Origin of the sequence: Corallococcus terminator (genome assembly GCF_049194865.1) — a bacterium.
Lineage (GTDB): Bacteria > Myxococcota > Myxococcia > Myxococcales > Myxococcaceae > Myxococcus > Myxococcus terminator_A.
The window spans coordinates 110,752-136,663 of the sequence record NZ_JBLZWL010000071.1 but is presented as its reverse complement, the minus strand read 5'-3'; the positions used below and the strand labels follow the sequence as shown (position 1 = coordinate 136,663).

The 25,912-nt window shown below is 70.4% G+C and carries 20 protein-coding genes; 14 read left to right on the top strand and 6 right to left on the bottom strand.

Annotated features, from left to right (window positions below):
- Positions 1-87: 87 nt before the first annotated feature.
- The 4 genes from ACN469_RS22395 to ACN469_RS22380 form a co-directional block, all read right to left on the bottom strand.
- On the bottom strand, positions 88-1,344 hold the full coding sequence (locus tag ACN469_RS22395) for an RNA polymerase sigma factor (RefSeq protein ID WP_498770777.1): 1,257 nt from the start codon (positions 1,342-1,344) through the stop codon (positions 88-90).
- A 2-nt stretch (positions 1,345-1,346) separates the two neighbouring features.
- Positions 1,347-1,742, bottom strand: coding sequence for a YciI family protein (locus ACN469_RS22390; protein ID WP_498770776.1), 396 nt, complete (start codon positions 1,740-1,742; stop codon positions 1,347-1,349).
- A gap of 199 nt (positions 1,743-1,941) precedes the next feature.
- A complete protein-coding gene (locus ACN469_RS22385; protein ID WP_498770775.1) occupies positions 1,942-3,318 on the bottom strand; it encodes an FAD-binding oxidoreductase in 1,377 nt (458 codons plus the stop codon).
- A gap of 130 nt (positions 3,319-3,448) precedes the next feature.
- Positions 3,449-4,168 (bottom strand): FadR/GntR family transcriptional regulator, encoded by a 720-nt coding sequence (locus tag ACN469_RS22380; protein WP_498770774.1) that lies wholly within the window; start codon positions 4,166-4,168, stop codon positions 3,449-3,451.
- A gap of 89 nt (positions 4,169-4,257) precedes the next feature.
- On the opposite strand from ACN469_RS22380, the gene ACN469_RS22375 reads away from it, so the two are divergent.
- From ACN469_RS22375 to ACN469_RS22340, 8 genes are all read left to right on the top strand, one after another.
- Entirely contained in the window at positions 4,258-4,821 is a 564-nt protein-coding gene (locus ACN469_RS22375; protein WP_498770773.1) for a DJ-1/PfpI family protein, read from the top strand.
- Between the two features lie 174 nt (positions 4,822-4,995).
- Positions 4,996-5,463, top strand: a complete 468-nt coding sequence (locus tag ACN469_RS22370; protein WP_498770772.1) for a DUF4150 domain-containing protein — start codon at positions 4,996-4,998, stop codon at positions 5,461-5,463.
- A 29-nt stretch (positions 5,464-5,492) separates the two neighbouring features.
- The gene (locus ACN469_RS22365) at positions 5,493-6,011 is read left to right on the top strand and encodes a DUF6484 domain-containing protein (RefSeq protein ID WP_498770771.1); all 519 of its coding nucleotides are present in this window, start codon (positions 5,493-5,495) and stop codon (positions 6,009-6,011) included.
- 70 nt (positions 6,012-6,081) lie between these two features.
- Positions 6,082-7,122, top strand: coding sequence for an AHH domain-containing protein (locus ACN469_RS22360; RefSeq protein ID WP_498770770.1), 1,041 nt, complete (start codon positions 6,082-6,084; stop codon positions 7,120-7,122).
- Between the two features lie 47 nt (positions 7,123-7,169).
- On the top strand, positions 7,170-7,754 hold the full coding sequence (locus ACN469_RS22355; RefSeq protein ID WP_498770769.1) for an imm11 family protein: 585 nt from the start codon (positions 7,170-7,172) through the stop codon (positions 7,752-7,754).
- Between the two features lie 8 nt (positions 7,755-7,762).
- Positions 7,763-9,118: a TIGR02270 family protein gene (locus ACN469_RS22350; RefSeq protein WP_498770768.1), complete on the top strand. Its 1,356-nt coding sequence runs from the start codon at positions 7,763-7,765 to the stop codon at positions 9,116-9,118.
- 41 nt (positions 9,119-9,159) lie between these two features.
- On the top strand, positions 9,160-10,248 hold the full coding sequence (locus ACN469_RS22345; RefSeq protein ID WP_498770767.1) for a hypothetical protein: 1,089 nt from the start codon (positions 9,160-9,162) through the stop codon (positions 10,246-10,248).
- Positions 10,249-10,268: 20 nt separating this feature from the next.
- Positions 10,269-11,045: an Imm49 family immunity protein gene (locus ACN469_RS22340; RefSeq protein WP_498770766.1), complete on the top strand. Its 777-nt coding sequence runs from the start codon at positions 10,269-10,271 to the stop codon at positions 11,043-11,045.
- 21 nt (positions 11,046-11,066) lie between these two features.
- Here ACN469_RS22340 and ACN469_RS22335 read toward each other — a convergent pair whose 3' ends face one another.
- Positions 11,067-11,381, bottom strand: a complete 315-nt coding sequence (locus tag ACN469_RS22335) for a hypothetical protein (protein WP_498770765.1) — start codon at positions 11,379-11,381, stop codon at positions 11,067-11,069.
- A gap of 135 nt (positions 11,382-11,516) precedes the next feature.
- On the opposite strand from ACN469_RS22335, the gene ACN469_RS22330 reads away from it, so the two are divergent.
- The 3 genes from ACN469_RS22330 (at position 11,517) to ACN469_RS22320 (ending at position 13,170) form a co-directional block, all read left to right on the top strand.
- Positions 11,517-12,326 carry a class I SAM-dependent methyltransferase gene (locus ACN469_RS22330; RefSeq protein WP_498770764.1) on the top strand — a complete coding sequence of 270 codons (810 nt, stop codon included), beginning with the start codon at positions 11,517-11,519 and terminating at the stop codon, positions 12,324-12,326.
- A gap of 126 nt (positions 12,327-12,452) precedes the next feature.
- Entirely contained in the window at positions 12,453-12,737 is a 285-nt protein-coding gene (locus ACN469_RS22325; RefSeq protein ID WP_498770763.1) for a hypothetical protein, read from the top strand.
- 10 nt (positions 12,738-12,747) lie between these two features.
- Positions 12,748-13,170 carry a DUF4326 domain-containing protein gene (locus tag ACN469_RS22320; protein WP_498770953.1) on the top strand — a complete coding sequence of 141 codons (423 nt, stop codon included), beginning with the start codon at positions 12,748-12,750 and terminating at the stop codon, positions 13,168-13,170.
- Positions 13,171-13,177: 7 nt separating this feature from the next.
- On the opposite strand, the gene ACN469_RS22315 is transcribed toward ACN469_RS22320, so the two are convergent.
- On the bottom strand, positions 13,178-18,199 hold the full coding sequence (locus tag ACN469_RS22315; RefSeq protein ID WP_498770762.1) for a tetratricopeptide repeat protein: 5,022 nt from the start codon (positions 18,197-18,199) through the stop codon (positions 13,178-13,180).
- 200 nt (positions 18,200-18,399) lie between these two features.
- On the opposite strand from ACN469_RS22315, the gene ACN469_RS22310 reads away from it, so the two are divergent.
- The 3 genes from ACN469_RS22310 to ACN469_RS22300 all read left to right on the top strand — a co-directional run bounded on the left by ACN469_RS22310 (position 18,400) and on the right by ACN469_RS22300 (position 25,908).
- Positions 18,400-19,359, top strand: a complete 960-nt coding sequence (locus ACN469_RS22310) for an ornithine cyclodeaminase family protein (RefSeq protein ID WP_498770761.1) — start codon at positions 18,400-18,402, stop codon at positions 19,357-19,359.
- Between the two features lie 353 nt (positions 19,360-19,712).
- Positions 19,713-22,568 carry an Ig-like domain-containing protein gene (locus ACN469_RS22305; RefSeq protein WP_498770760.1) on the top strand — a complete coding sequence of 952 codons (2,856 nt, stop codon included), beginning with the start codon at positions 19,713-19,715 and terminating at the stop codon, positions 22,566-22,568.
- 493 nt (positions 22,569-23,061) lie between these two features.
- Positions 23,062-25,908, top strand: a complete 2,847-nt coding sequence (locus ACN469_RS22300; protein WP_498770759.1) for an Ig-like domain-containing protein — start codon at positions 23,062-23,064, stop codon at positions 25,906-25,908.
- Positions 25,909-25,912: the final 4 nt, after the last annotated feature.

The following is a 25,912-nucleotide window of genomic DNA, read 5'->3' as shown; positions in this document are numbered from 1 at the left end:
TCAGGAACGCTAATCCAGGCTCCGCATTTCGCGGCTCGCACCTCAGGGCATAGGGGCTTCCCCTCGACACACCCGGGTCCGCGCCGCCTACGCCCTCGCGTCGCTCAGCCGCGCCGCCTGCGTCAGCAGATAATTGCGCTCCGGCAGGCTCGTCGTGCGCTCCGCCGCCTTCCGGTAGTGAACCACGGCTGCCTCGTACCTGCCCGCCCGCTCCAGCAGGTGCGCGCGGACCGCGTCGAGCCGATGGCTCCCCTCCAACCGCCTCTCCTCGTCCAACTCCTTCAACAGCGCCAACCCCACCTCCGGCCCCCGCACCATCGCCGTCGCGATGGCGTGGTTGAGCGCCACCATGGGGTTGTCGGACAGGCGCATCAGCACGCCGTAGAGCGCCAGCACCTGCGGCCAGTCCGTGTCCTCCGCGCGCGCCGCCTCGTCATGCACGGCCGCGATGGCCGCCTGCACCTGGTACATCCCCAGCGAGCCCTTCGACAGCGTCGCGGAGATGAGCGCGATGCCCTCCTCAATCATCCCCGCGTCCCACAGGCTCCGGTCCTGCACGTCGAGCGGAATCAGCTCGCCCTCGGGCCCCGTCCTCGCCTCGCGGCGCGCGTCCGTGAGCAGCATCAGCGCGAGCAGCCCCGCCACCTCGCCGTCCTCGGGCAGGAGTGTGTGCAGCAGCCGCGTCAGGCGAATCGCCTCGCCCGACAGGTCCGTGCGGTGCAACTCAGGGCCCGACGTCGCCGTGTAGCCCTCGTTGAAGATGAGGTAGAGCACATGCAGCACCGCGCCCAGCCGCTGCGCGCTCTCCTCCGGCGTGGGCTTCTGGAACGGCACCCCGGAGCTCTTGATGCTCTGCTTGGCGCGGCTGATTCGCTGCGCCATCGTCGCCTCGGGGACGAGGAAGGCCTTGGCGATTTCGGCCGTCGTCAACCCGCCCACCGCGCGCAGCGTCAGCGCAATCGCCGACGCCGTCGACAACGCCGGGTGACAGCACATGAACAGCAGCACGAGCGCGTCGTCGCGTCCCGTCACCTCATCGCTGTCCAACGACAGCACGAGCTGGAGCTCCGGTGGCACCAGGCTGACCACCAGCAGCTCGCGATGGCGACGGGCCGCCTCCGCGCGCACGTGGTCGGTGATTCGCCGCGAGGCGACCTGAATCAACCAGGCACGCGGGTCGTCCGGCACGCCCTCGCGCGGCCACTGCAGGGCCGCCGCGAGCAGCGCTTCCTGGACCGCGTCCTCCGAGGCTCCGAAGTCTCGAAACTTCCGGATGACCGCGCCGAGCACCCGCGGCGCGTGCTCGCGCAACAGGTGCTCCAGGTGACGTGACTCCAAGGCCACGCTCACACCATGTCGGGAGGAGGACCGCTCATCACCTGCCGCACTTCAATCGACAGGTTGAGGGGCTTTCCGCCGGGCCCAGGGGCGGCGGACGCCTCGGCGGCGATGGCATAGGCGCGCTCGGTGCTGTCGACCTCGACAATCCAGTAGCCCGCGAGGAACTCCTTCGACTCCGGGAACACGCCGTCGGTGATGGGCTTGCCGTCCTCCCCGGCGCGCACGCTCTTGGCCTGGTCAGGTCCGGCGAGTCCCTCGGCGCCCACCAGCTCACCCGAGGCGCTGAGCTTCTTCGCGAAGCTCTTCATGAAGCCGATGTGCGCCTGGAGGTCCTTCTGCGGCCAGGTGGCGACCTGGTACGCACCGCCCGTCGGCGTGTTCATCATGAGCATGTACTTCATGGGAGGCTCCCGCTTTCTCGTGGCACCCGTGCCCCGTGATTGGGGCGCGTTCATCGAGATGTCGGAGCCAGGAGCGAGGTCTCGACATCCGTTCTGAAGATATTCGACCGACCTCGCGGGTCGGTGGAACAACCGTGCGCGATTCCACGAGAAATGCGCGGCGCGTCGGAGTCCAACGCGTCGTGTCGGGCTGGGAGGTTCAGAGCACCTTGCCCGGATTGAGGATGCCCAGCGGATCCATCGCGCCCTTGAGGCGACGGTGCAGGCGCATCCCCTCCTCCCCGAGCTGCCGGCCCAGGAAGGGCTGCTTCAGCGCGCCCACTCCGTGCTCTCCGGTGATGGTGCCGCCCAAGTCCAGCGCGGCGCCGAGGATGTCGTCGAACGCCCCGCGCGCCCGCTCCAACGCCGCCGCGTCCTGACGGTCGAAGACGACGGTGGGGTGCATGTTCCCGTCCCCCGCGTGGCCGAAGGTGCCGACGAGGACGCCTCGGTCCGCGGCGATGCGTTCGACGGCGGCGAGCAGCTCCGGGATTCGCGACAACGGCACGCCCACGTCGTCCAGCAGCGTGGCGCCCTGCCGCTCCAGCGCCGGGTATGCGAGTCGGCGCGCGGTGAGGAGCAGCTCGCCCTCGGCTTCGTCCGAGGAGTGCGTGACGAAGGTCGCCCCGGTGGCCTCGCAGCAGGCCGCCATGGCCTCGATTTCCGCCACGCCCTGCTCGCCGCCCGCGTCCGAGCGCGCCAGGAGGAACGCCGCCGCGTCCACGTCCAGTCCCAGTGGCTTGTAGGCCTCCACGGCCCGGCACGTGGACTGGTCCATCAGCTCCAGCATCGACGGCCTCGTGCGCGCCATGATGTCCGTGACGGCCGCGCCCGCGCCCGCGAGCGTGGGGAAGGTGGCCACCAGGGTTGTCGCCTTCGGAGGCTTGGGGCGCAGCTTCAGCGTCGCCTCGGTGATGACGCCCAGCGTGCCTTCCGAGCCGACGAACAGGCGCGTCAGGTCATAGCCCGCGACGTTCTTCACCGTGCGCCCGCCCGTGCGCACCACCGAGCCATCCGCGAGCACCACTTCGAGCCCGAGCACCGCGTCCCCTGTCACGCCGTACTTCACGCAGCACAGGCCGCCCGCGTTGGTGGCGAGGTTGCCGCCCAGGCTGGAGAACTCCCAGCTCGCCGGGTCCGGCGCGTACCAGAGTCCGTGCGCTGCCGCGGCGGCCTTCACCTCCGCGTTCAGCACGCCGGGCTGCACGACGACGAGCATCCCCTTCGCGTCGACCTCCAGCACACGGTTCATCCGCATCAGCGACAGGACGATGCACCCATCGAGCGCGTTCGCTCCGCCCGACAGTCCGGAGCCCGCGCCGCGCGGCACCACGGGGACTCGACGCGCCGAGGCGATGCGCATCACCGCGCGCACGTCGTCCGTGCACGTCGCGCGCACGAGGACCTGGGGGACTCCGGCGGGGGCCCACTCGGCCTGGTCTCGACGGTGTGCATCGAGCACGTCCGCGTCGGTGACGAGCGCCTCGGCGGGGAGCACCGCCGCCAGCTCTCGCAGTAGGGTTGCGCTGGTCGTCATGGGGCTTCCTCCTGGCGCGTGGCGGCGCTGTCGTGCGGGAGCGGGCGCTCTCGTGAAGCGTCCCCCGACCGCACCAGGGTGTGACGGCAGGTGCACGGACGCGCTCCTCGCGCGCACGACTCCAGACCACTCATCGCGCGGCCTCCGACGGCACGGAGACGGACGCGCGGTAGAAGCCCACGATGTGCTCGCGCAGCAGCGCGGCGGCGCCCGCCGCGTCACCCCGCTCCACCGCGTCCAGCATCGTCGCGTGCTCATCCGCGAGCCGATGGAGCACACCCGGTTCCTCCGTCCCCAGCGCGCCGAGCAGGTGCCTCGCCATCGCGTCTCGCAGCGCGAGCATCACCAGATGCATGGCCCGGTTGCCCGACGACGCCACCAGCTCCACGTGGAAGCGCACGTCCGCCTCGTGGAATGACTCCGCCGTGACACCCGGCCGGCGCATCTCCTCCAACGCGGCCCTCGCCGCGTCCAGGTGCGTCCGGTCCGCGCGCCGCGCCGCCCGCTCCAGCGCCGCTGCTTCCAGCACGCACCGCAGATCAACCAGGTCTTCCAGCGACGCCAGCCGCAGCCGCACCACATGCGTCAGCGCCTCGCTCAGAAGACCGCTCGCCGCCCTGGCCACCAGCCCCTTTCCCTTCCCCACCACCAACCCCTGCGCCTGGAGCGCCCGGAGGGCTTCGCGCACCGAGGCCCGGCTCACCCCGAACTGCTCCGCCAGCTCCCGCTCCGGCGGCAGCGTGTCCCCTGGCGGCATCCCTCCGCTCAGGATGGCCTCCCGAATCCGCTCCGCCACCTGGAGATACAAGGGGTTACGAACCACCGCCTGGAACGTCCGTCCTGAAACCATGATGGACAGACTACCTGATTGACTGATGGTCAGACCAGAGGTGACGATGCGCCGGTCGTTCGTTGCGACCCCAATCGGAGGCGACATTCATGGCCAAGGTCCTGATGCTTGCAGGCGACGCGGCGGAGTCCCTGGAGGTGATGTACCCGTACCAGCGGCTGCTGGAGGAGGGTTACGAGGTCCACCTCGCGGCCCCCTCGAAGAAGAAACTCCAGTTCGTGGTGCATGACTTCGTGGACGGCTTCGACACGTACACGGAGAAGCCCGGCTACACGTGGCAGGCCGACCTGGCCTTCTCCGAGGTGAAGCCGGACGACTATGTCGCGCTCGTCATCCCCGGCGGACGTGCTCCCGAGTACCTCCGCAACGACGCCGACTGTCAGCGCATCGTCCGGCACTTCTTCGAGAAGAACCAACCGGTGGCCCACATCTGCCACGGTCCGCTGCTGCTCACCGCGATTGGTGTCCTCAAGGGCCGCAAGAGCGCCGCGTACCCCGCACTGGAGCTCGACGTGCGGGTCGCGGGCGCGGAGTTCATCAACTCCGCCGCCGTCGTCGACGGGAACATGGTCTCCGCTCGCGCCTGGCCGGACCACCCGGCCTGGATGCGCGAGTTCATGAAGATTCTGCGCACCAAGGCTCCTGTGGCCTGAGCCGCCGTTCAGGTGTTGTCACCGACGCGGCGCCGCCAATCTGTTGGCACCTGGAGGCCTCCCACGTGGAGGCCTTTTCGTTTGCCGGGAGGAGCGCTCCCTCATTGCCCCGGGGACGGATGGCGCCGCGGGAAGCTGGCGAAATAATCTGGCGCCCTTTGGGGGGTGGACGCCATGCCCGTCAATACCGGTGTCAACAAGCTGTCCGTGGTGACCAAGGACAGCGGCGGCGTCACCACGGCCTTCCCGGATGTGTGCAAGACACCCAGCCCCGCGGGGCCCGTCCCCATTCCATACCCCAACGTCGCCCAGTCCTCAGACACCGCCAAGGGCACCAAGAAGGTGTCCGTGGCCGGCAACCCCGTGTGCGTCAAGGACTCCCACTTCAAGCTGAGCACCGGCGACGAGGCGGGCACCGCTGGCGGCGGCGTGGCTTCCAGCAAAACGAAGGGCAAGGCCGAGTTCGTCAACTTCTCCTTCGATGTCCAGTTCGAGGGAAAGAACGTGGTGCGTGCCTTCGACCTGATGCTCCACAACGACAGGAACACGCCGCCGTTCCCCGTCATGCAGGGGCCTGTCGTGGCCAGGGAGGAAGGCCCGGAGAAGCCCCAGTGCAGGTTCTGCAAGCACCCGCTCGAGTAGCGCCCCCCCGTCAGCAAAGGAGCACGACAATGACAGTCTCTCGGCCCTTGGGAGACTCCCCCTCCTTCTCGTCCGAGGAGGCAGAGCGCATCTCCGAGCCACGCGTGGGTTGGGTCGTGGGAGAGGATGCGTGGGGAAACCTTCAGGTGGACTTTCCGGGCAACAAGCTCGGTCCCCTGTCCGCGCGCGGCACCGTGGCGATAGGGACAGAGGCGGCGGCCGAGGCCATCCGTCAGCACCAGGGGGCCGTGCTGCTCTTCGAAAATGGAGACCCGGCGCTCCCACTGTTGATGGGGCTACTCAAGGCTCCCACCACCACCCCGCTCATCGACAGCCTGCTGGATGATTCCCTGTCTCGCGTCCCCGTGGAGGCGCGGGTGGATGGCAAGCGGGTGGTCATCGAGGGACGGGAAGAGGTGGTCCTCCGCTGTGGGAAGGCGAGCCTGACGCTGCGCCGCGATGGCCAGGTGGTGCTGCGGGGGGTGAATGTGCGGACGGAGGCGGAGCAGGTGCAGAAAATCAAGGGCGGGAAGGTGCAGATCAACTGACGTCGTGGCGGCCCGTCTACCCAGGCATCACCACGACCCACGGAACCAGCCCCTCCCTCGAGAGGATCCCATGGCAGAGCCCAAGAAGAAGTCCCGGTCGGAACAGCGGCACCTGGACGACCTGGACATCGGCAAGTACCACTTCTCCCAGGGTGGCAAGTCCTGCCTCAACCGGCATGTCGGCAAGTACAGCGTCGGGGACGCGTGCAGTCACCGCTGGCACGCCCGGGCGATGGGCCTCACCCTGATGAAGAAGGAACTCGGGCGCAAAGAGCAGAACCTCTATCAGTGGCCAGCGGACGCTCGGCGGCAGCCGCCCCATGGCACGAGCTGGGACCTGGACGGGGCCAACTTCACGGACAGCGCCAGCGTCCCTTATTCGTTCGAGGCCCATCATGTGGTCCCCACCAACGAGCTGATGAATGCCATCAACAGCGTGGGGAAGACGTCTCCAATGAAGCTGGAGATCGTCACCCTGGTGCGCAAGGGATTGATGGAGGAGGAATACAACCTCAACGACAAGGTCAACATGCTCATCCTTCCCATGGAGCGGGATGAGTCCTTCGCGTTGGCGCTCCCCAAGCACAAGGTAACCGTCCAGCAGCCCAACCACTACCGGTACAGCAACTACGTGCGCCAGCGGCTCGACAAGCTCTTCCGCCACATGAAGAAGGACGTCGACAAGCACGAGGAGGAGGCCAAGGAGAGCGACAAAGCAGCGAAGTCGAGCGCGAAAGAGGCGACGCGGAGCGATACGGAGGCAAACCGGCAGCAGCATTTGATGAAGGACCACGAGAAGAAGGGCTGGGAGGGTCGGGCCGCGATGCACAGGGAGCGTGAAGCAACCAGCCGGAACCAGACCCAGGCTCAGTGGGAAGCGACAAAGACGCAGAAGGAGGCGGCCCAGGCCCAGCGGCAGGAAGCCCTCGCGAAGGTCCAGGCCAGCGCCAGGACGCCACCCTCGGGAATGGGCAAGCAGGGCATCGAGAATCTCTCGAGGAGTCTCCGTGGCAAAATCATCGAGGCCGGGCTCGTGATGAAGGCACGAGGACTGGATAGCTCTCTCGATGACCTCGAGTCGCTCTTGAAGAAGATTGCGAAGCCCGGCTAGCGCGCGGTCCTTCCTGTGAGAGGTTCTACCAAAGGAATCACAGACTCATGAACTTCTATCACCTGGATACGCTGGGCGATGGGGATGAAGAGATGGCCGTGTTCGACGACTTCGTGGACGGAATCGACCGGTACTCCTGGCGCGTCCATGAGGGCGTTCCCCTGGCACCTGACTGGCCGAAGAACGCCAAGCTCCTCATGAACAAGGAGAACCCGGGCATCAAGCTGGGGTCACTGCTGGGCAATACCCGGAGCATGCTGCTGGTCGACAAAGAGCTGAAGGAGCTCATCCAAGCGCACTGCCAGGGTCTGGAAATCGAGTACCTGCCCCTGGTCATCTACGACCATCACAAGCGCGTGCGCGGGCGGGACTACTTCCTCATCAACCCGCTCAGCTCGCTGGACTGCCTGGACCTCCAGGCCAGTGAAATCTGCTGGGACAAGAACGACCCCACCAACGTCATCGCGGTGAACAAGTATGTCCTTCAGCGCGACAAGGTCGCGGAGGCGCCGCCGCTGTTCCGCATCCAGCACGACCCGAGCGAGTACGTGTTGAGAACGGACTTGGCCAAGGCCATCTACGACCGGAAGCCGACCAACATGAGTTGGGAGAAGCTGCCCTTCAGCAGCTAGCGGCGCACATGGGCCTCCTTCAAGCGCCCTGGGCGCCTCCCGCGTCCAGCCATTCGCCGCGCCGCCCGGACCTCCGGTGGGATGTCGTGGGCGAGCACCTCGACGAAGCTGCCTTCCTGTGGACGCAGTGGGAGCTGGCGCTGGACTCCCCCGACTTCGTGCTCGCGGAGGTGGCCGGAGGCGAGGAGTGGCGGCTGCGGGCTCACCTGGAGGGGCTCGCGCTCGCGGCGCCTGCCGCCATCCCACGCCTGCTGGTGCCCGCGCTTCAGTCCGAGGAGCATGGGCGCCTGTGCGCCGCGGGCCAGGTGTTGCTGGACCTGGGGGACCCCGAGACGGACCGGGCCCTATGGGCGCTGCTGGAGAAGGGACCGGAGGAGACGGTCGAGGCCCTGCTGCGAATCGCGCGGCTCAGCCAGCGGTCGGGAATCGCCCAGGAGCTGGCCCGGAGGCTGCCCCAATTGAAGCCAGGGTCGTGGCCGGCCGCGCTCGACTGCCTCGCGGCGCGCGGGCACGCCGTCCCCGTGTTGCCGAAGGGCTCCCGCCTGGACGAGTCGCCCAGGGTGCTGGCGGCAACCCTCCGTACCGTCCGATTCACGGACCCCGCGGTGGCCCTTCCGCTCGTGCGGCGCGGGCTGCGGGAGTCCGACGCCGTGCTCGATGCGGCACTCCACACAGGGCTCGTGCTGGGCCTGAGAGACGCATGGCTCCGGTGCCGACACCTCGCCGCGGAAGGCGCTCCAGAAGGCGGTCTGTCCCTCATGGCGCTCGCTACGGGAGGGGAGTCGGCCGACCTGGCAGTGCTCATCCGGGCGAGTTCCTCGCCGGAGCGGCATAACGCCGCGGTGTGGGCGCTGGGGTTCAGCGGACAGCGCGTGGCCGCGGAGGCCCTGCTGGAGGTGCTGAGGAATGGCGGCGGCGCGCTCGCCGCCGAGGCCTTCGCCGCCATCACGGGCATGCCACCGGACGTGGGGGCGCCGCTGCCCGCCGAGGAGGATGAAGACAGCGCAATGCTCCTGGAAGTACCCGCACGGACAGGGTCCTTTCCTCCTCCCACCCTGGCTCCGGGGGAATGGCGGGCAGGCGCCGTGGAAGACTGGTGGAGCAAGGCCCACTCCCGCTTCGAGCCAGGGCGCCGCTATGTCCGTGGCAAGACCTGGACGCCCGAAGCCGCGCTCAAGGCACTGGTGAGCGAGCCCATGCACCGCAGGGCCGTGCTGGCCTGGGAGCTGGCGGTCCGCACCCGTGGCGCATTCCACCTCGACACTCGAGGCTGGGCCCACCAGCAAGCCCGCGGGCTCGCCACCCAGCACCACCTCGCCGCCAAGGCTGTGTCCCGTTCCTTCTCCGCCTTCATCACCCATTGAGGGATGAGCGCACCGCTCCATCCCGAGAGTGAGAGTCCCCCATGGAGGCCATCATCACGGGGCTGGGTGCGGTGACGTCGGTGGGGCGGAGTGCGCCCTCGGCGGCGGCGGCCATCCGCGCCAACATCACCCGTCCCCGGCCAATGCCCTGCTTCCGGGTGGTGGACGAGGAGTCCCAGGCAGCCGTTCCGCTCACCGGGCATCCCATCCACGGCTTCACCGAAGGTTTCATGGGGATGGGGCGCTGGATGCGGCTGGCGCGGGGGGCGTTGGGGGACCTGCTTGAGGGCGCTCGGCTGCCAGGGGCTGGTGAACTCCGCTTCTGGCAGCAGACGGCGGTCCTCGCGGTGACGCCCCACCCCAGCGCCGCCCTCCAGCTTCCCGTGGAGCAGGCCGAGTCACTCGGCCTCGAGCATTTCCTCCAGCCACTGCTCCAAGTGTGGCGTCTGCCCGTCCCCGCCCAGTCCCTGTGCGTGGTGGCGCTGGGGCATGCGGGAACGGCGGCGGCCTTGCTGCAAGCGCAGCGGCTGCTGGCGGGCGGGTTGGAGCGGGTGCTCGTGATTGCGGTGGACTCGTTGTTGGATCCAAGCGCGCTGGAGGTGCTGGCGGCCAGCAACCGGCTCAAGACCGCGGACCGGCCGGTGGGGTTGATGCCAGGCGAGGCGGGGGTATGTCTGCTGGTGGAGACGCCAACGGCCGCGCAGCGCCGGGGAGCCGAGGGCGTCGTCCTGCTCGCGGGCGTCGCGGTGGGCCAAGAGGAAGCACGTCCAGGAGCGAAGATGCCGAACGTGGGCGTGGGACTGACGGCTTGCATCCGTCAGGTGTTGCCACCCGCGCCAGCCGGGAGGCGCTTCCAGGGAGATGTCTACCTGGACCTGAACGGAGAGGAGTGGAAGGCCCGTGAGTGGGGCCATGCTCTCGTCCGGCTTCAGGACTCCCTGGAGGCCATCACGGACCACTCCCCCGCGACCGCGGTGGGAGATACGGGGGCCGCGAGCGGAGCCCTCGGCATCTGCCTCGCGGTCCATGACTTGACACGGGGGCATGCGTCCACCGGCCGGGCGCTCATCACCTCCAGTTCAGCGCGGGGAGATGTCGGCTGTGTCCTGCTCCGCCTCAAGTCTTCCTGACCCATTTCCCTGGTGAAACCATGGCGCCCGAACACCTGCCCATCCACATCCGCAATGCCTTGAAGGAGAACCGCGACGTGTTGCCCCGGGTGCTGGCCGGGCAGTTGTCGTTCCGGAGCATGCTCGCCTTCTGCGGCAACTTCCGCATCGCGGGCATCGCGACGCTGTTCCTCACCGGCTTGTCCGAGGGGCTCCACCGCCACCTGCATCGCAGCGGGCGCGCCTTCCTCCACTACCTCCAGAAAGCACCGGAGAACGAGCTGCGCACGAGCCAGGCCCTCCCGTTCTTCGATGCCCTGAGCGCGTGCGACTTCGACGGCGCGGCGGAGATTGCCCGCCGGTCCCGCCGGACGTGGGCTCAGGACGTGGAGTACGAGGAGGACTTCCTCTTCGTCGAGTTCCTCATGCAGCACTTCTTCCTGGACACCGGCCCTGCCCAGGGCGAGGCCCTGCTTGAGCGGTACGAGAAGTCCCTGCAGGGAGCGGAGGACGTCCGCCTGGAGCTGTGCCGCGCGCTGCTGCACTCCCAGGAAGTGCCCTTCAACGAGTGCCTGGAACGTTTCCTGTCCGAGCGCCGGGACCGCCTGGAAGAGTTGTCCGAAAGCCGCACCGTCGCCGACGAGTTGCTCGCCACCGAGTGGAGCTTCTCGGTGGAGGGGCTCGCCCTGGTGCGCCTGGCCGAGCGCAAGGGCATCCCCACCGAGGTGGAGTATCCCCACGTGACCTCCATCTCCCGGGAACGGCCCCCGGGTTCGATTCCCGAGGACGCCTGGAGCCGACCGATGGAAGACCGATGATGGGTCTCCAGCCCAAGTTGTCTACCGCGACTGACCGTCGTGCTTCTGGCGCTGGATGCGGCGGTTGAGCTGGTTCTGCTCGCGCTGGATGCCCGCGCGCTCCTGGGCATCGAGCCGGCCGTCATCCGCGCGCGCCTGGCGGATGTCCTTCTGGAGCTCCCGGTGCTGAGCCTGGAGCCGCACCGCCTCGCGGCCCGTCAGCTCTCCGCTCTTCACGCCCTGGACGATGCGCGCCTGCTGGCTCACCTGCCGCCGGTCCGCCTTCGCCGCGCTCGCGGGCAGCGCCACCAACAATCCCAACACCAGCGTCCCCACGGCCCACAGGTTCTTCTTCATGGCACTCCTCCTCTCGCGGGCCGGTCGAACCGGCTCACGCTGTCTGGAGGTACCAACCCAGGGCCCCGAAGAAAGTCGCGCGGCCCCCTGAGCGAGCCGCACGGACCACATGCGCTATCCTCGCGAGCCCGAGCCATGGCCGAGGACGCCCCCACCCCGCCCGCGCGGCGAGCTTCGTCGTCCGACGACCTCCAGCTGTCCCTCCCCCGACTCCTCGTCATCCGCGTCTGGAGCCTGGGCCTGGATGCGGTGAACCGGCTGTGGGACTTGCTCGTGCTCGCGTTGCGTCCCCACCTCCTGCCCGCGTACCTGCGGCTGTGGCTGCGCGAGGTGCTCGTCTCACCCTACCGCCCGCGTCGCTCCTTCGAGTTGATCCGCGTCCTGCGCGCCAGCGGCCAGGACTTCCACGAGCTGATGTACGGCGAGACGCCCGTGCACACCGCGCTGTCCCTCTTCCGGAAGGCCGGAGTGACGAAGCACTCCCGACTGGTGGACCTGGGCGCGGGACGCGGGAGGGCCCTGCTCGCCGCGCGGTGGCTGGGCGCGGAGGCGCTGGGCATCGAGTTGCTGGAGCAGCACGTCGCCCTCGCCTCGGGCCCTCTCGGCGGCACAGGCGCGGTGCTGCGTCAGGGGGACGCCGCACTGTTGGACCTGTCGCCAGGCGACGCCACCCACGTCCTGGTCAACTGGACCGCCTTCGCCCCGGACACCCGGGCCCGGCTCATCGCTCGCCTGCGCGCCTGCCGCCCCGGCACCCGCGTCCTCACCGTCACCCGCCCCGTGGAGACCGAGGGCTTCACCGTCCTCTCCCACCACCGCGCCCTCTTCACCTGGGGCGTCGAGTCCGTGTGGGTTCACGAAGTCCGAGAGGCTGGCACTCCGAAGCCCGAGGGTGCGTTTCGAGAGGCTCAGCGCATCCGACTCAACGGTGGCTTCCGCTCGTGACGGCTCCATGCCTAGGCTCGCCGGCTGGATGCCGGTGGGACGGGCGCGGTCCCCCGGGCCCTTGCTCCCACCGGATGAATCAGGTCCCCGGGACCTCGAACCCGGGGCACAGAGGAGCAGACTCACATGAAGGCATGGATGGCCGTGGCGATGCTGGCGGTGGTTCCCCTCGTCGGATGTGGCGGCTCGCGTGAGCTGAACCGCGCGAAGGCCGAGACGAACGTGCTCCGCAAGGACACGGAGACGCTGCGCGCGGAGAACGAGGCCCTCAAGACGAAGGTCGGTGAGCTGGAAGGCGAACTCGCCAGCACGACCAAGGAGCGCGACGAGCTGAAGGTCGCCGCCGAGCAGGCCGCCGCGGCCGCCGAAGCCGCCGCCGTCCCCGCGGCCGGCAAGAAGCGCAAGAAGTAGCGTGACGCCGATGACCGGGACGCGCACCACTGCGGTCCATGTGCACGAAGGCTGTGACGTGTACGTGGGCCGGGCCTTCCGCGCGTGGGCGAAGCCGAGCCCCACCAACCCCGTGCCCGGTCGCTTCGGCAACCCCTTCAAGCCCGGAGGCGTCGGCACTCCGGGCGCCATGTGGAAGAAGTACTTCGTCCCCTGGCTCGGCGCGCTCCCCGAGGCGGAGCAGCAGCAGGTCCACGCGGAGGCCCTGCGTCGCATGGGCCCGGACGTGGACGCCTTCGAGTCCTTCCGCTGGTACCTGGAGCTGCGCACCCGGCATGACTCCGCCTGGCGCGAGGACGTGCTCGCCCTGCGAGGCAAGCGGCTGGGCTGCTGGTGCAAGCCCGGCCCGTGTCATGCCGACGTGCTGATGGCCTGGCTCGACTCGCGGCGCTGACCGACCGTCAGAAGGCGGAGCGCAGCCACGCGCGCCAGCCCACCACCGCGCGCACCCGGGCCACCGCGTCGCGATGCGCCCTGCGCGCCACCGGATGCGAGCGGAAGCCCGGCATGCCCTGCTCCGCCGTGCCCAGCGCCTCGCGCGCCGCACGGGCCCCCGACGTCCGCGCCGCCTGCACCGTCCTGGCGAGGCCCAGGACGAGCTTCAACAGGCCGTCCTCGGGCGCGTGCTTCACCTCCAGCAACGCCGTGCCTGGCGCGTCCGCATCGTCCCGCAGCGCGGTGAGGAAGGCTCGCCACACCCTCATGTCCCCGGCCAGGGCGCTCTCTTCCGACAGCGTCAGCCCCAGGACCAGGGCCGCCTCGGCCTCCTCGCGATGCCCCCGCTCGTAGCCGCACACGAGCACGTTCATCAGCATCCACGCGCGCAGCTCCTCGGTGGGACGCGCCCGCCAGTCACGCAGCCAAGTCCACGCCCGTGCCCGGCGCTGCTGCTTCATCAGCGCATAACCCATGGCGCCCCAGGCCCGCGCATGCGTGCGCAACAGGCCCGAGTACAGGGAGAGGAACAGCGCCAGCAGGACGGTGCGCCCCAGCTCGCCCATCCGCTCCACGTACTCTCCCAGGGCCTCGACGCCCACGGCGCTCTCGGAAGCCAGCGCGCGCAGCGGTCCCCAGGCGCGCCACGTCCACGTCCGCTCGGCGTGCTGGTGCGCCCAGGCGCGCGCCAACGTCTCCGACGCCTTGCCTCCCTGTGCCGCCATCGCCGCGTCCACCGCGCGCTCCATCACCAGGCCCCAACCCCGTGAGCGCATGGCCTCCACGCAGCGCTCCAGCGACCAGGTGCTGTTCCCCAGCACCGCCAACGTGCGCTCCACGTGGCGGCGGGCCGCGTCCGCGTCGCCCCGGGCGCAGGCCAGCTGTACCGCTCTCGCCTCCAACAGCGCTTCCGGGGCATGACCCCGCGCCGCCTCCAGCGGCTGCGCCGCCTCGTCCAGTCGACCCAGGCGCAGCAGCGCGTCGAAGAGGTGCGTCGCCGCGTAGGCGTAGTCCGGCGCCAGCTCCAGCGCACGCCGCCACCCGGCGATGGCGCCCTCCATGTCTCCCGCCTTCGCGAGCACCTCGGCCAGCTCCACGTGCGGCGAGGGGGCCTCGGGGCTCACCCGCACCAGGGCCTCACGGGCCCGCCGGAGGAGCGCGTCGTCCTGGAGCGACTCCGCCCACTCGCCCAGCGTCTGCCAGCCCCAGCCGTAGAGAGGCTCCTCCTCGAGCACGGCCTCCATCGCCTTCACCGCGTCGCGCTGCGCGCCCTTCTCGAAGAGCACCCACGCGGCCCGGCCGCGCAGCGACATGGGGAGCGCGCCGCCATAGGCCTCGGGGGCGCAGGCCGCCAGCGCCTCGTCGAAGCGCCCCGCCTCCACCAGCGTCCGCGCCCGGGCGTCATGCGCGTCATCCATGCGAGGCGAGGACTCCAGCGCCCCGTCCAGCAGCGCCAGCCGCTCCTCGCGCGTGGGCTCTCCTTCCGACTCCAGCAGCTCCACGAGCGACAGCCGCGCCAGGGAGTCCGGCAAGGGCTGTGCGCAGAGTTCCCGCGCGAAGGCCACCGCGTCCGCCTTGCGCTCCCGCTCCTCCGCCCACTCCTGCAGCCGCCCCCAGCCCCACCCGTAGGAGGGGTCCAACCGCAGCGCCTCGAAGAGTCGCTCCAGCGCCAGGTCATGCTCCTCCGAGCGCCACAGCAAATCCGCCAGGTAGCCCCGCGCCAGGCCGTCGCGCGGATTCGCGCGGCACACCCGCTCCAGCACCTCGCGCGCCCGCGCCGGCTCGTCCAGGCGCTCCAGCAGCTCCGACAGCTCGCACGCCGGACGCGTCCAGCCCGGAGAGTGCCGACACGCCGCCTCCAGCGCCGCGCGCTCTCCAGCGACGTCCTCGCGCGCCCGGTGCACCAGCGCGCGCTCCACCCACACCGGGGCCAGCAGGGAGAACCGCGTGGTGGCCTGCTCCGCGACCCGCAGCGCGTCGTCCAGCTCTCGCGCGCGGAGCAGGTGACGCAGCCGCGCCACCCACGCCTCCCAACAGTCGGGGTGACGCTGGAGCAGGGCCTCCAGGCAGGCCCCCAGCTCCTCCGTCGACAGCACGTCGCGCGACACCTGCTCGAAGGTCAGCACCGTGTCATCGAGCAGGGCCATGCCCTCCAGCGCGTCGCGCGCGAAGCCCAGCGAGGCACGGCGCGCCTCGGGCGTCGTCGCCAGTCCCATCAGCGCGCGCAGCCCCGCCCGCGAGGGGTGGAGCCGCAGACACTCGCGATAGGCGACCTCCGCCTCGGCGTTGCGTCCACACGCCTCCAGCACCTGTCCTCGTCCGAAGTGCAGCGCCGGGTGGCGAGGCTCCAGCACCTCCGCGCGCGCCAGCTCCTCCAGCGCCTCCTCGCGCCGGCCCTGCTCCGACAGCAAGCTCGCGCGCTCACGCCGGGCCCGCGCGTCCCCCGGGTGCGCGGCCAGCAGCGCCTCCAGCGCGTCGAAGGCCGCGGACGGCTCGTGCTCCCGCGTCCAGTCGACGCGCAGGTGCAGCAGTCCCTCGTGGTGCGGGAAGCGCGTGCACGCCGCATCCAGGTGCGCGCGGGCCTCCGGCGCGCGGCCCAGGTCCGTGAGCAGCCGCACCCGCTCCCCATGCGCATCCGCCGGCAGCGGCTCCCGGGCGAGCACCTGCTCCCAGTGCCCCAGTGACACCTCGTGCTCTCCCCGCGCGGACGCCAGCAGGGCCGCGGCGCGGTGCCAGGCCACGTCGCGCACCCGGCCCTCCGCCGAGCCCAGGTGGCGCGCCGCCGCCTCCGCGTTGCCCAGGCGCGAGTGCATCTCCGCGGCGAAGAGGGACAGCTCGCCATCCTCGGGCCGCAGCGCGCACGCCTGCTCCAGCACCTCGAGCGCGTCCTCGGGCCGGCTCAGCGCCTCCAGCGCGCGGCACAGCGTGCGCGCGGGCGCCGCGTTGCGAGCCCCGAAGCGCTCGAAGCGGTCCTTCACGAAGGCCAGCGCGCGTACTGTCTCGCCGCGCGACTGCGCCGCCTGGAAGTAGTTCCAGGCATGGCTTTCGCTCAGCGACTCCAGGCACGCCGCCGCGCGGTACAGCCGCAGCGCCTCGTCACGACGCAGCTGGGAGTCCCGCAACTGCGCCAGCGAGCGATATGCGGGCGCGAAGGTGGGGTGCATCCGCAGGGTGCGCGCCAGCAGTCGCTCCGCCTGGGCCTCCTCGCGCGCGTCCGTCAGCAGCTCGGAGGCCAGCGCGTGCCACAACATCGGATGCGACGTCTTGTCCCGGGCGCGCTCACGCAGCACGGCGAGCAGCTCCTCACGGCGGCCCAGCTCGTTCAGACAGCCCAGCCACGCCATCAGGTAGTTGACGTTGTCGGGGTACGCCTCGCGCAGCGCGCCCAGCGCCGCCAGCGCGTCCGGCGTGCTGTCGTCATAGGCCGCCAGCGCGCGCTTCGCCTGACACGTCAGCCGGTGGCCGGGGGCGTCGCGCTCCATCGACTCCAGCGCGCCCGTCGCGGTGGCCCGGTCATTGGCCACCAGCGCCGCGTCCACCTGGTGGAGCGCGTCGTACAGCGAGGCCTCGGGCAGCTCCACCGCGTCCAGCCGCGCGGCCCGCGCCACGGGCACCAGCGCCATGCCGCGCGGGCCACACGAGGCGAAGTGCTCCAGCGCCTTCTCCGTGTCGAACTCCACGAGGTGGCGCGTGGACGGGTCCCTCACCAGCAGCGTGCCCCGGCGCTCGTCGTAGCCCACCACCGCCTGGAGGTGGCTGCGGCCCGGCTCCTGCGTGGTGAGCGTGAAGGCGATGCCCTCGTCCAGCAGCGCGCGGGCGCTGTCCCACGTGACGCGGAACTCGCGCACGTGCCAGCCCGTGGTCGCCGCCCAGTGGCGCTCCTGGTATGCGGGCGTCCCGTCGTAGCAGATGGACTCCGCCACCTGCAGGTGCTCCACCGGCACGTCCCACAGCGCCGCCACCGAGGCCAGCGTCGCGGGCGCGCACGTCTTGTGGTGCTGGCGCACGAAGCGCACGGGCAACAGGCGCCGACGCCCCTGGGTGCTCGCCGCCATCCGCGCCGCCACCTGCATCTGGAAGGGCGAGCAGCTCAGCTCGGCCAGCTCGATGGACCGCGCCACGTCCCCGCGCAGGTACGCCGTGTCGGAGCACATCGACAGCAGCAGGCCGAAGTTCTTCGACTCCAGCCTCGGCGCCAGGAGCAGCGCCCGCTCCCAGCTCGCCCACGCGTCGTCGTAAAGGCCCAGCTCCTCCTGGAGCCGCGCGAGCTGTCCCGACACCGCCGAGCACTCCAGCCGCGCCGACGCGGTGGACAGCAGCTCCAGCGCCTCCGCGTCCTGCCCCAGGTGCGTGAGCAGGCTCCCCGCCATGTTCACCGCCGGGCGGTAGAGGGGCTGCAGCGAGAGCGAATACTTCACCGCGTCGAGCGCCTCTTCGCGCCGGTCCTGCTCCTCCAGCAGCGACGCGCGAATCACGTGCACCCAGGGGTGCTCGGGGACCAGGGTGAGCGCCTCCTTCACCCAGCGCTCGGCGTCCTCGAAGTCGCGCAGCACGACGAGCGCCTCGGCCCGCGCGAGCAGCAGGTCCGCGCGCTGCTCCAACGACGCGGCCTCCAGGTCGACCGCGCCCTCCAGGAAGTCCAGCACGGCCAGCGGCCCCTTGCGACGCTGGAGCAACTCCGTGAAGTAGTAGCGGGCCTCCGCGTCACGCGGGGACTCGCGGAAGGCCCGGGCCCACTGGAGACGGGCCGCGCGCGAGCCGCCGAGCTGCTGCAGCATCCGCCCCGCCAGCACCCGCGCCCCGGGCCCGGTCCACTGCTCCAGGGGCACGCCCGCTTCGGTCAGCCGGTACGCCTGGAGATAGAGGCCCTGGTCATAGAGCCCCCGCACCTGGGCATACAGCTCGGGCGTGACCGAGCCGGTGGTCGAAGTCGACAGGAACAGGGGGGCTGGAGAGAGCACGGAGGACGGTGTCGGATCAGGGCGCATCAGCGGTCCAGGACGCTACGAGGAAGAGCGCCTGACAGCGACCTACTGCCCGTCACACCGCGAGGAGCACGTGACGGGCCGACGCGAGCCGCTCCAACAGGGGCGAAGTGAACAAGTCCATGACGGGGAGCCCATTCCCGAGCCGTCACGGACACCGCGCCTGCGGCGCCTTCCCGGCCGCTCCAGTATATAGCGCCGCCATGTCCACCCTCATCCTCAGCGCGAAAGAGCTGCGCGGCCTCTACACCGTCGAGCTCGGCCTGGAAGCCGTCGAGCGGGCCTTCCGAGCCCACGGTCGTGGCGAGTCGCTCATGCCGCCCAAGGTGTACCTCTCCCTGCCGCAGTACGACGGCGACTTCCGGGCCATGCCCGCGTTCCTCGACGGCGCCGCGGGCGTGAAGTGGGTCAACGCCCATCCCCAGAACCCCAAGAAGCACGGCCTGCCCACCGTGCGCGCCCTCTACATCCTCAGCGACCCGGACACCGCGTCCCCCCTCGCCATCCTCGACGGCACGCTGCTCACCGCCTGGCGCACCGGCGCCGCCGGCGGAGTCGCCTCCAAGTTCCTCGCGAAGCCCAAGCCCAGGACGCTCGGCCTCGTCGGCTGTGGTGTGCAGGCCCGCGTCCTCATCGACGCGCACCGCGCCATCTTCGGAGAGCTGGAGCTGCTCCTCGCCGACGTCTCGGAGGCCTCCGCCAAGGCCCTCCAGGCCGAGAAGGGTGGCCGAGTCGTCAGCCTCCAGGAAGCCTCCGGCGCGGACATCGTCTGCACCTCCACGCCCTCGCGCACCCCCGTGGTGAAGCGCGAGTGGCTCAAGCCCGGCGCGCACATCAACGCCATGGGCGCGGACGCCCCCGGCAAGCAGGAGCTGGACGCGCGCATCCTCACCGAGGGCCGCGTCTTCATCGACGACACCGACCAGGCCCTCCACTCCGGCGAGGTCAACGTCCCCCTGCACGACGGCCTGCTGCGCGCCGAGCAGATCGCCGGCACCCTCGGCGAGGTCATCGCCGGCAAGAAGCCCGGCCGCACCGGAGACGAAGTCACCGTCTTCGACTCCACCGGCCTCGCGCTCCAGGACGTCGCCCTCGCCCGCGCCCTCTACGACGTCGCGCGCACCCGGGGCGTCGGCCAGACACTCGACATCGTCGGCGGCTGAACGGCGGGTGCGCGGCGCCTCGAACCCCACGTGACGCGGAAGTCGGGCCTCCAGGTCTTCCCGGACCTCACTCAGGTACGCCGCCCTCTCAAAGAGGGTGGGTGTCACTCAAAACCCTGTTATCACTGAGCCTGTCCGAATTTCGGCTACTGGACAGTTTCAGCATTTGTGGAGTATTTCACAAATACGCGCTGCCTGTGGGGGGGCCACTCACTCTTTGGACACACCCGTTCGGACCGGAAACCTGGGAGGGATTCCGGCTCGGGAACGGCACGGCCACGTCCCAGAGCCCCGAAAGGTGTCGCGCAGGGTGCCAATCGACTGGCGCCAGCCATCCACCTCTTCGGAGCACCATGTCTCTCCTTGCTACCTCGTCGCGGCGTACCGCGCGGCGGCCGGCCCTCATCGGCCTGCTGACGCTCGTCGTCGCCTTCCTGTCCGCGCCCGCGTCGGCGCAGACGCAGACCAACTCCCAAGCCACCCAGCGCGCCATCAACTTCCTGAGCGCGGACGTGTCCAACTGGGTCACCGCCAACGGCTGCGCGGCCTGTCACCGCGTGGGCGCCACCACGTTCGGCATCGCCGCGGCGCGCGCCAACGGCTACGACATGAACGTCGTCGCCTCCAACGGCCGGACCAACCAGTTCAACCTGGAGTTCCTCGGCCAGCGCATCAAGAACGAGCAGCTCGCCAACGGCTCGTGGATTCACGAGAGCGTGTCGTTCCGCAACGAGAAGACGTCCTACGCCACGTTCGGCCTGGCCGGGTATGACCAGAACGTCTCCACGCAGTACAGCTCCTCGCTGGTGGCCGCCGCCAACTGGGCGCTCGCCACGCAGGAGGCCAGCGGCCGGTGGGCGTCTGACCACGCCAGCTTCCCGGTGGACCACGGCAGCCTGCCCACCACCGCGCGCATCATGACGGGCATCGCGCAGGCGAAGCAGCGCGTGGACCCCGCGCGCGCCGCCGCGTACCAGACCGCGCTGGACCGCGCCGCCGCCTACATCCGGACCAACCTGGACAACGGCGACACGTCCGCCACCGGCAACGGCATGCCCTACACCTTCCAGGTCGCCTGGGCCGTGGTGGGCCTGAAGGCCGCGGGCCCCGGCCCCGGCAACGCGAACCTCACCGCCATCGACACCCTGGCCAACCGGCTGCTCACCCGCGCCTCGCCCGGCAACCCCGGCTGGGGTGACTTGCCCAACGGCGCCGCCAACGACGTGGCCACCGGCAGCGCCATCTACGCGCTGTGCCTCGCCGGCCGCGAGCCCGCCACGGACCCGCGCGTGCGCAGCAGCATCGAGTGGCTGAAGACGCGCCAGTCCCCCGACGGCAGCTGGCGCACCGGCTCCGCGACGTTCGACATCCCAACCACGTTCGCGTCGCTGGGCCTGTCCTGCTACGGCGACTTCAGCGTGCACGTCACCGTGGTGGGCGCGGCCCGCAAGGAGCTGGCCATCGCCTCTTCGCAGGCGCAGCAGGTCACCTTCACCTTCAACGTGAAGAACCACGGCTACCAGGCGGACACCTATACGCTGAGCACCACGGGCGGCCTGCCCGGCTGGGTTTCGTTCCCCACCCCCATCAGCCTCTTCCTGCCCGCGGGTGGTGACAGCAACGTCACCGTCACCGTCAACGCGCCGCCGGGGCTGATTCCCGCGCTCACGTCGGAGTTCACCCTGGTGGCCGCCTCGGGTGGCGCGCCGGGCGTGTCCGGCTCCGCGCGCGTCAACGCGTACACCCCGCCGCTGCCGCCCGTCACGGGCCTGGCCACCGTCACCACCATCCAGGCGCCCGCCGTCAACGCGCACATCACCATCGGCACCGGCAACGTGCTGTCCGCGCGCGTGCGTGACGCGAACAACGTGCCCGTCGTCGGCCCCATCAACCAGGGTGTCGTCACCTTCTACGTCGCGGGCGTGCCGGTGGGCGCGGACGCGGACCTGGATGGAGACGGCCTCTTCACCTTCAACTGGGTGCCGCCCACGGACACGTGGACGGTGACGGGCTCGCAGGACTTCCGCGCGGTGTACTCGGGCGTGGAGCGGACGTCGCCCCAGGTCAACCTGCTGGGCAGCACCGACTCGCGCACCGTCATCATCGACGCGTTCCCCCACAACACGCCGTCCGTCACCATCGGCAACCCGCCGGCCTTCACGCGGGAGACGACGCTGGACATCTGGGGCTATGCCACGCCGCGCGCGCCCGGCGCCGTCATCACCTACGCGGCCTTCACCATCAATGGCGCCACGGTCATCCCCCTGACGCCCGGCAACGGTGGCCTCATCTACACCACCATCACCCTGACCGAAGGCCCCAACATCATCCAGCTCACCGCGCGTGACAGCTTCGGTGGCGTCACCACCAAGCAGGTCAACCTCACGGTGGACCGCGTGCCGCCCATCCTCACCATCCAGTCGCCCCTCAACGGCGCGGCGCTCAACGGAATCAACGTCACGGTGACGTCGTCGGTGCAGGACCAGACGCCGGTGCGCGTGGAGACGCAGTGGGTGGCCACGTCGCTCCTGGAGTTCGGCAACGGCACGGTGGAGCACACGGTGCCCATGAACTACGGCGACCAGGTCATCCTCGTCCGCGCCACGGACAGCGCCTTCAACGTGACGGAGAAGCTGGTGTTCATCTGGGTGGACCCGGGCTCGCCCGTGGTGAGCACCAACCCGGCGGACAACCAGCTCTACGGCCCGCTGGCGAACAACCAGCTGACGTACACCGTCAACGTCCAGTCGCTGTCGGCGACGACGGTGCGCATCAACGGCGGCGCGCCCATGGCGGTGAACCGCGGCGGCGGCGCGGTGCAGACGACGCTCACCCTCACCCCGGGCGTCAACAACCTCTCCATCGTCACCCTGAGCGAGACGGGCGTCTCCTCCACCCTCACCCGTCGGGTGAACTACGACGTGCAGGCCCCCGTCGCCACGCTGCTCGCGCCCGCCGTGGGCAGCACCGTCGGCGGCACCATCACCCTGCGCGCCCGCGTCACCGACAACTTCGGCCCGGTGTCCAACATCGGCTTCAGCCGCGACATGTCCGGCATCCGCCAGGGCACGCTCCAGCCCGACGGCAACTGGACGGCGCTGCTCGACACGACGGAGCTGCTCGACGGCGCGCACACCATCGACGTGTGGATGAGCGACGGCGTGGGTAACTCCACCGTCCAGCGCTTCAACTTCTTCGTCGACAACTGATGCACTCCCCGCGCTCGGGGTGGCCTCGAAGGACAGAGGTCATCCCGGGCGACGGGGTCGTCGCACCCGGGACTTCAAGCTCCCCGCCTGGCAGCTCGGCCAGCGCCGTGTGGCCCTCCTAGCGAGCCTGCGAGCCCGCGAGCCCGCGGGCCCGGTCCGCCGCCCTCTCGCCCGCCCTCCGACTTCAGCACTCGGCCCCTGGCCCCTGGGCTCGTTCCACAATGACTGTCATTCGGGATTCCACGGACTCGATGACACGACTCGTGGATTCCTCTCCCCAGCGCCCGCGCTGCCATTGCTTCCTGCTTTCAGCGCCGCGTCATCCGCGCTCGGAGGACGGCTCCACTTCACGTTCCGCCCTCTGACGGGGAGGGGCCGTGACGACTCGCCTCGCTTTGTTTGTGATTGAGCGCATCCGCGCGATGATTCGGTCCAAGGCGCCAAGGCACCTGGGCGTGAACCACGCGCGGTCCGGCCCATGGGTACATGACCGATGTCCATCCGCGCGCTCCCACCTCGTGCCGCCTCGCCCACCTCGCTGGGGCTCGTGCTCACGCTGCTGTTGCTGTCCGTCACGTCGGCGCGCGCGGCCACCAACGCGGAGGCGGCGCAGAAGGCGCTCGACTTCGTCAGCGCGGACGCGGTGACGTGGTCCGGCATCCACGGCTGCACCGCCTGTCATCGGCATGGCCCGGCGCTCTACGGACTGGCCCACGCGGGCGCCTCCGGCTTCAACCTGGAGGCCGTCACGCGCAACGGCCGCACCAACCGGGAGAACCTGGAGGTCATGGCGCGCGACATCCAGGAGCAGCAGGAGCCCGACGGCTCCTGGATTCACGAGCGCATCCACTACCGCAACGCGCGCTCCAGCTACGCGGCCTTCGGGCTCGCGGGCTACGACGCGAAGGTGGGCACGCGCTACACGGACGCACTGGTGCGCGCGGCCGACTGGGCGGTGAGCACGCAGGAGCTGAGCGGCCGCTGGGTGGAGGACTTCCCCTTCGAGCCCGTGGGTGCCTCCAACATGGGCATCACCGCGCGGCTGATGACGGCCGTGGCCCAGGCCCGCGAGCGCGTGGACCCGGCCAAGGCAGCCCACTACCAGGCGTCGCTGGAGCGCGCCGCCGCGTACCTCCGCGCGCACCTGGACGACATGACCGACGGGCCACTGGAGGACAGCCAGCGCTACACGTTCCAGGTGGCCTGGACCGTCGTGGGCATGAAGGCCGCAGGCCCCGGTGAGCAGGGGGAGAACACCGCCGCGCTCGAAGCGCTGGCCTCGCGCCTGCTCGCGACACGGGCGCAGGGCGACACACCGGGCTGGGGCAACCTGGACGGCGCGCCCGCGGACGAGACGTCCACCAGCCTGGCGCTGTACGCCCTGTGCCTCGCGGGCCGCAAGCCGGGCACGGACGGGCGGATGACGCAGGCGCTCGAGTGGCTCAAGTCGCGGCAGACAGTGGAGGGGAGCTGGGGCGTGGGCACGCGCTATCCAGATATCCCGACCACGTTCGGCGCGCTGGCGCTCGCGTGCTTCGGGGACTTCAGCGTCACCGTCGCCGTGGAGGGCGCTCCGCGCAGGACGCTGGAGCAGGACCTGCCGCGAGCGCAGAGCGCCGAGTACACCTTCACCGTGCGCAACCACGGCTACAAGGCGGACACGTACACGCTCGACACGCAGGGCGGACTGACGGGGTGGACGGCGGCGCTGGACCGCACCACGCTGGAGCTGGGCCCCGACGCCGAGGCCACCGTCACGCTCACCGTGTCCGCGCCTCCGGGGCTCGCTCCGTCGCTCACGTCGGGCGTCATGGTGGTGGCCACGTCGGACAGCACTCACGGCGTGAAGGACTCCGCGCTCGTCACCACGTACACCAATCCGCCGCCGCCCACGGAGGGCCTGCCGACCACCACCGCCGTGGTGGCACCGGAAGACGGGCGGCTCACGGTGGCGCTGGACAACGTGCTCTCCGCGCGAGTGACAGGCGAGGACGGCTGGGAAGCGCGAGGCCCGGGCCTGGGCGTGGTGACGTTCATGGTGGCGGGCGTCACCGTGGGCGTGGACAACGACGGGGACGGCGACGGCGTGTACTCGCTGGTCTGGAGACCGCGTGGGACGTGGGACGTGTTGGGGGCGTCGGATATCCGCGCGGTGTACTCGGGGGTGACGCTCCAGCCGGTGCGGGACAACCGCCTGGGCAGCTCCTCTTCGCGCGCGGTGGAGATTCTGCCGTCGCCCTACCCACCGCCCCTGGTGACGATGTGCGGACTGCCCGACTTCACCAGCGACGCCACGCTGGAGGTGTGTGGCTTCGTGACGGCCCTGGCCCCCGGCGCCACGATTGAATCCGTGGCCTTCATCCTCCACGGCGAGCGCTACCCGCTGGTGCCGGACTTCAGCGGCGGCTTCGTGGAGACGCGGCTCCCGCTGCGCGACGGCGCGAATGTCATCCGACTGGTGGCCATGGACACCCTGGGCGCGGTGGCGAGCCAGGAGGCCACTGTGATGGTGGACGCCACTGCGCCGGAAATCACGGTGCTCTCGCCCGTGGAGGACTCGGTGCTCGCGGAGGGACAGGTGGAGCTCCGCGTGGTGGTGCGCGACTGGTCACCCGTGCGCGTGGAGACGAACTGGATTCACACCACGGACCTGCCCTCGGGCGGTGGCGTGGTGACTCACACGGTGGGGCTGGAGCCGGGAGCGAACGAGCTGCTCATCATCGCGACGGACGCGGTGGGCCATGTCACGGAGCGCATCGTCCGCGTCTGGGTGGATACACAGGCGCCGTGGGTGGCCACGGGGCTCCCGGACGGGTGGCTCGTCGGGACACAGCCCGAGGACGTCCTGGCCTATGACATCGGCGTGTACGCGGAGTCGGCGACGCAGGTGGAGGTTGCGCCCGAAGGAGGCACGCACTCGGTGCCGCGCGGCGGTGGCGGAGTGCAGGTGTTGCTGCCCCTGGTTCCGGGCGACAACGTCTTCACCGTGACGGTGACGGGCGAGTCAGGCCTGAGCACGACGCTCACGCGCACGGTGCGCTACGACAACGCGCCTCCAGTGGCGGAGCTGCTGACTCCCCAGGCGGAGGGGACGTACAGCGGCGTGGTGACGTTGACGGCGCGCGTGACGGACGACGTCAGCGGCGTGAGGAGCGTGGCCTTCACGCGGGACGGCTCGGGCATTCGCGGCGCGACGCTGAACGAAGCGGGCCTGTGGACCGCGGAGCTGGACACGCGCGAGCTGGTGGACGGCGCGCACACGGTGGAGGTCTGGCTGGAGGACGACGCGGGGAACTTCAGCCTCCAGACGTTCCCCTTCTTCACGGCCAACACGCCGTAGCGCC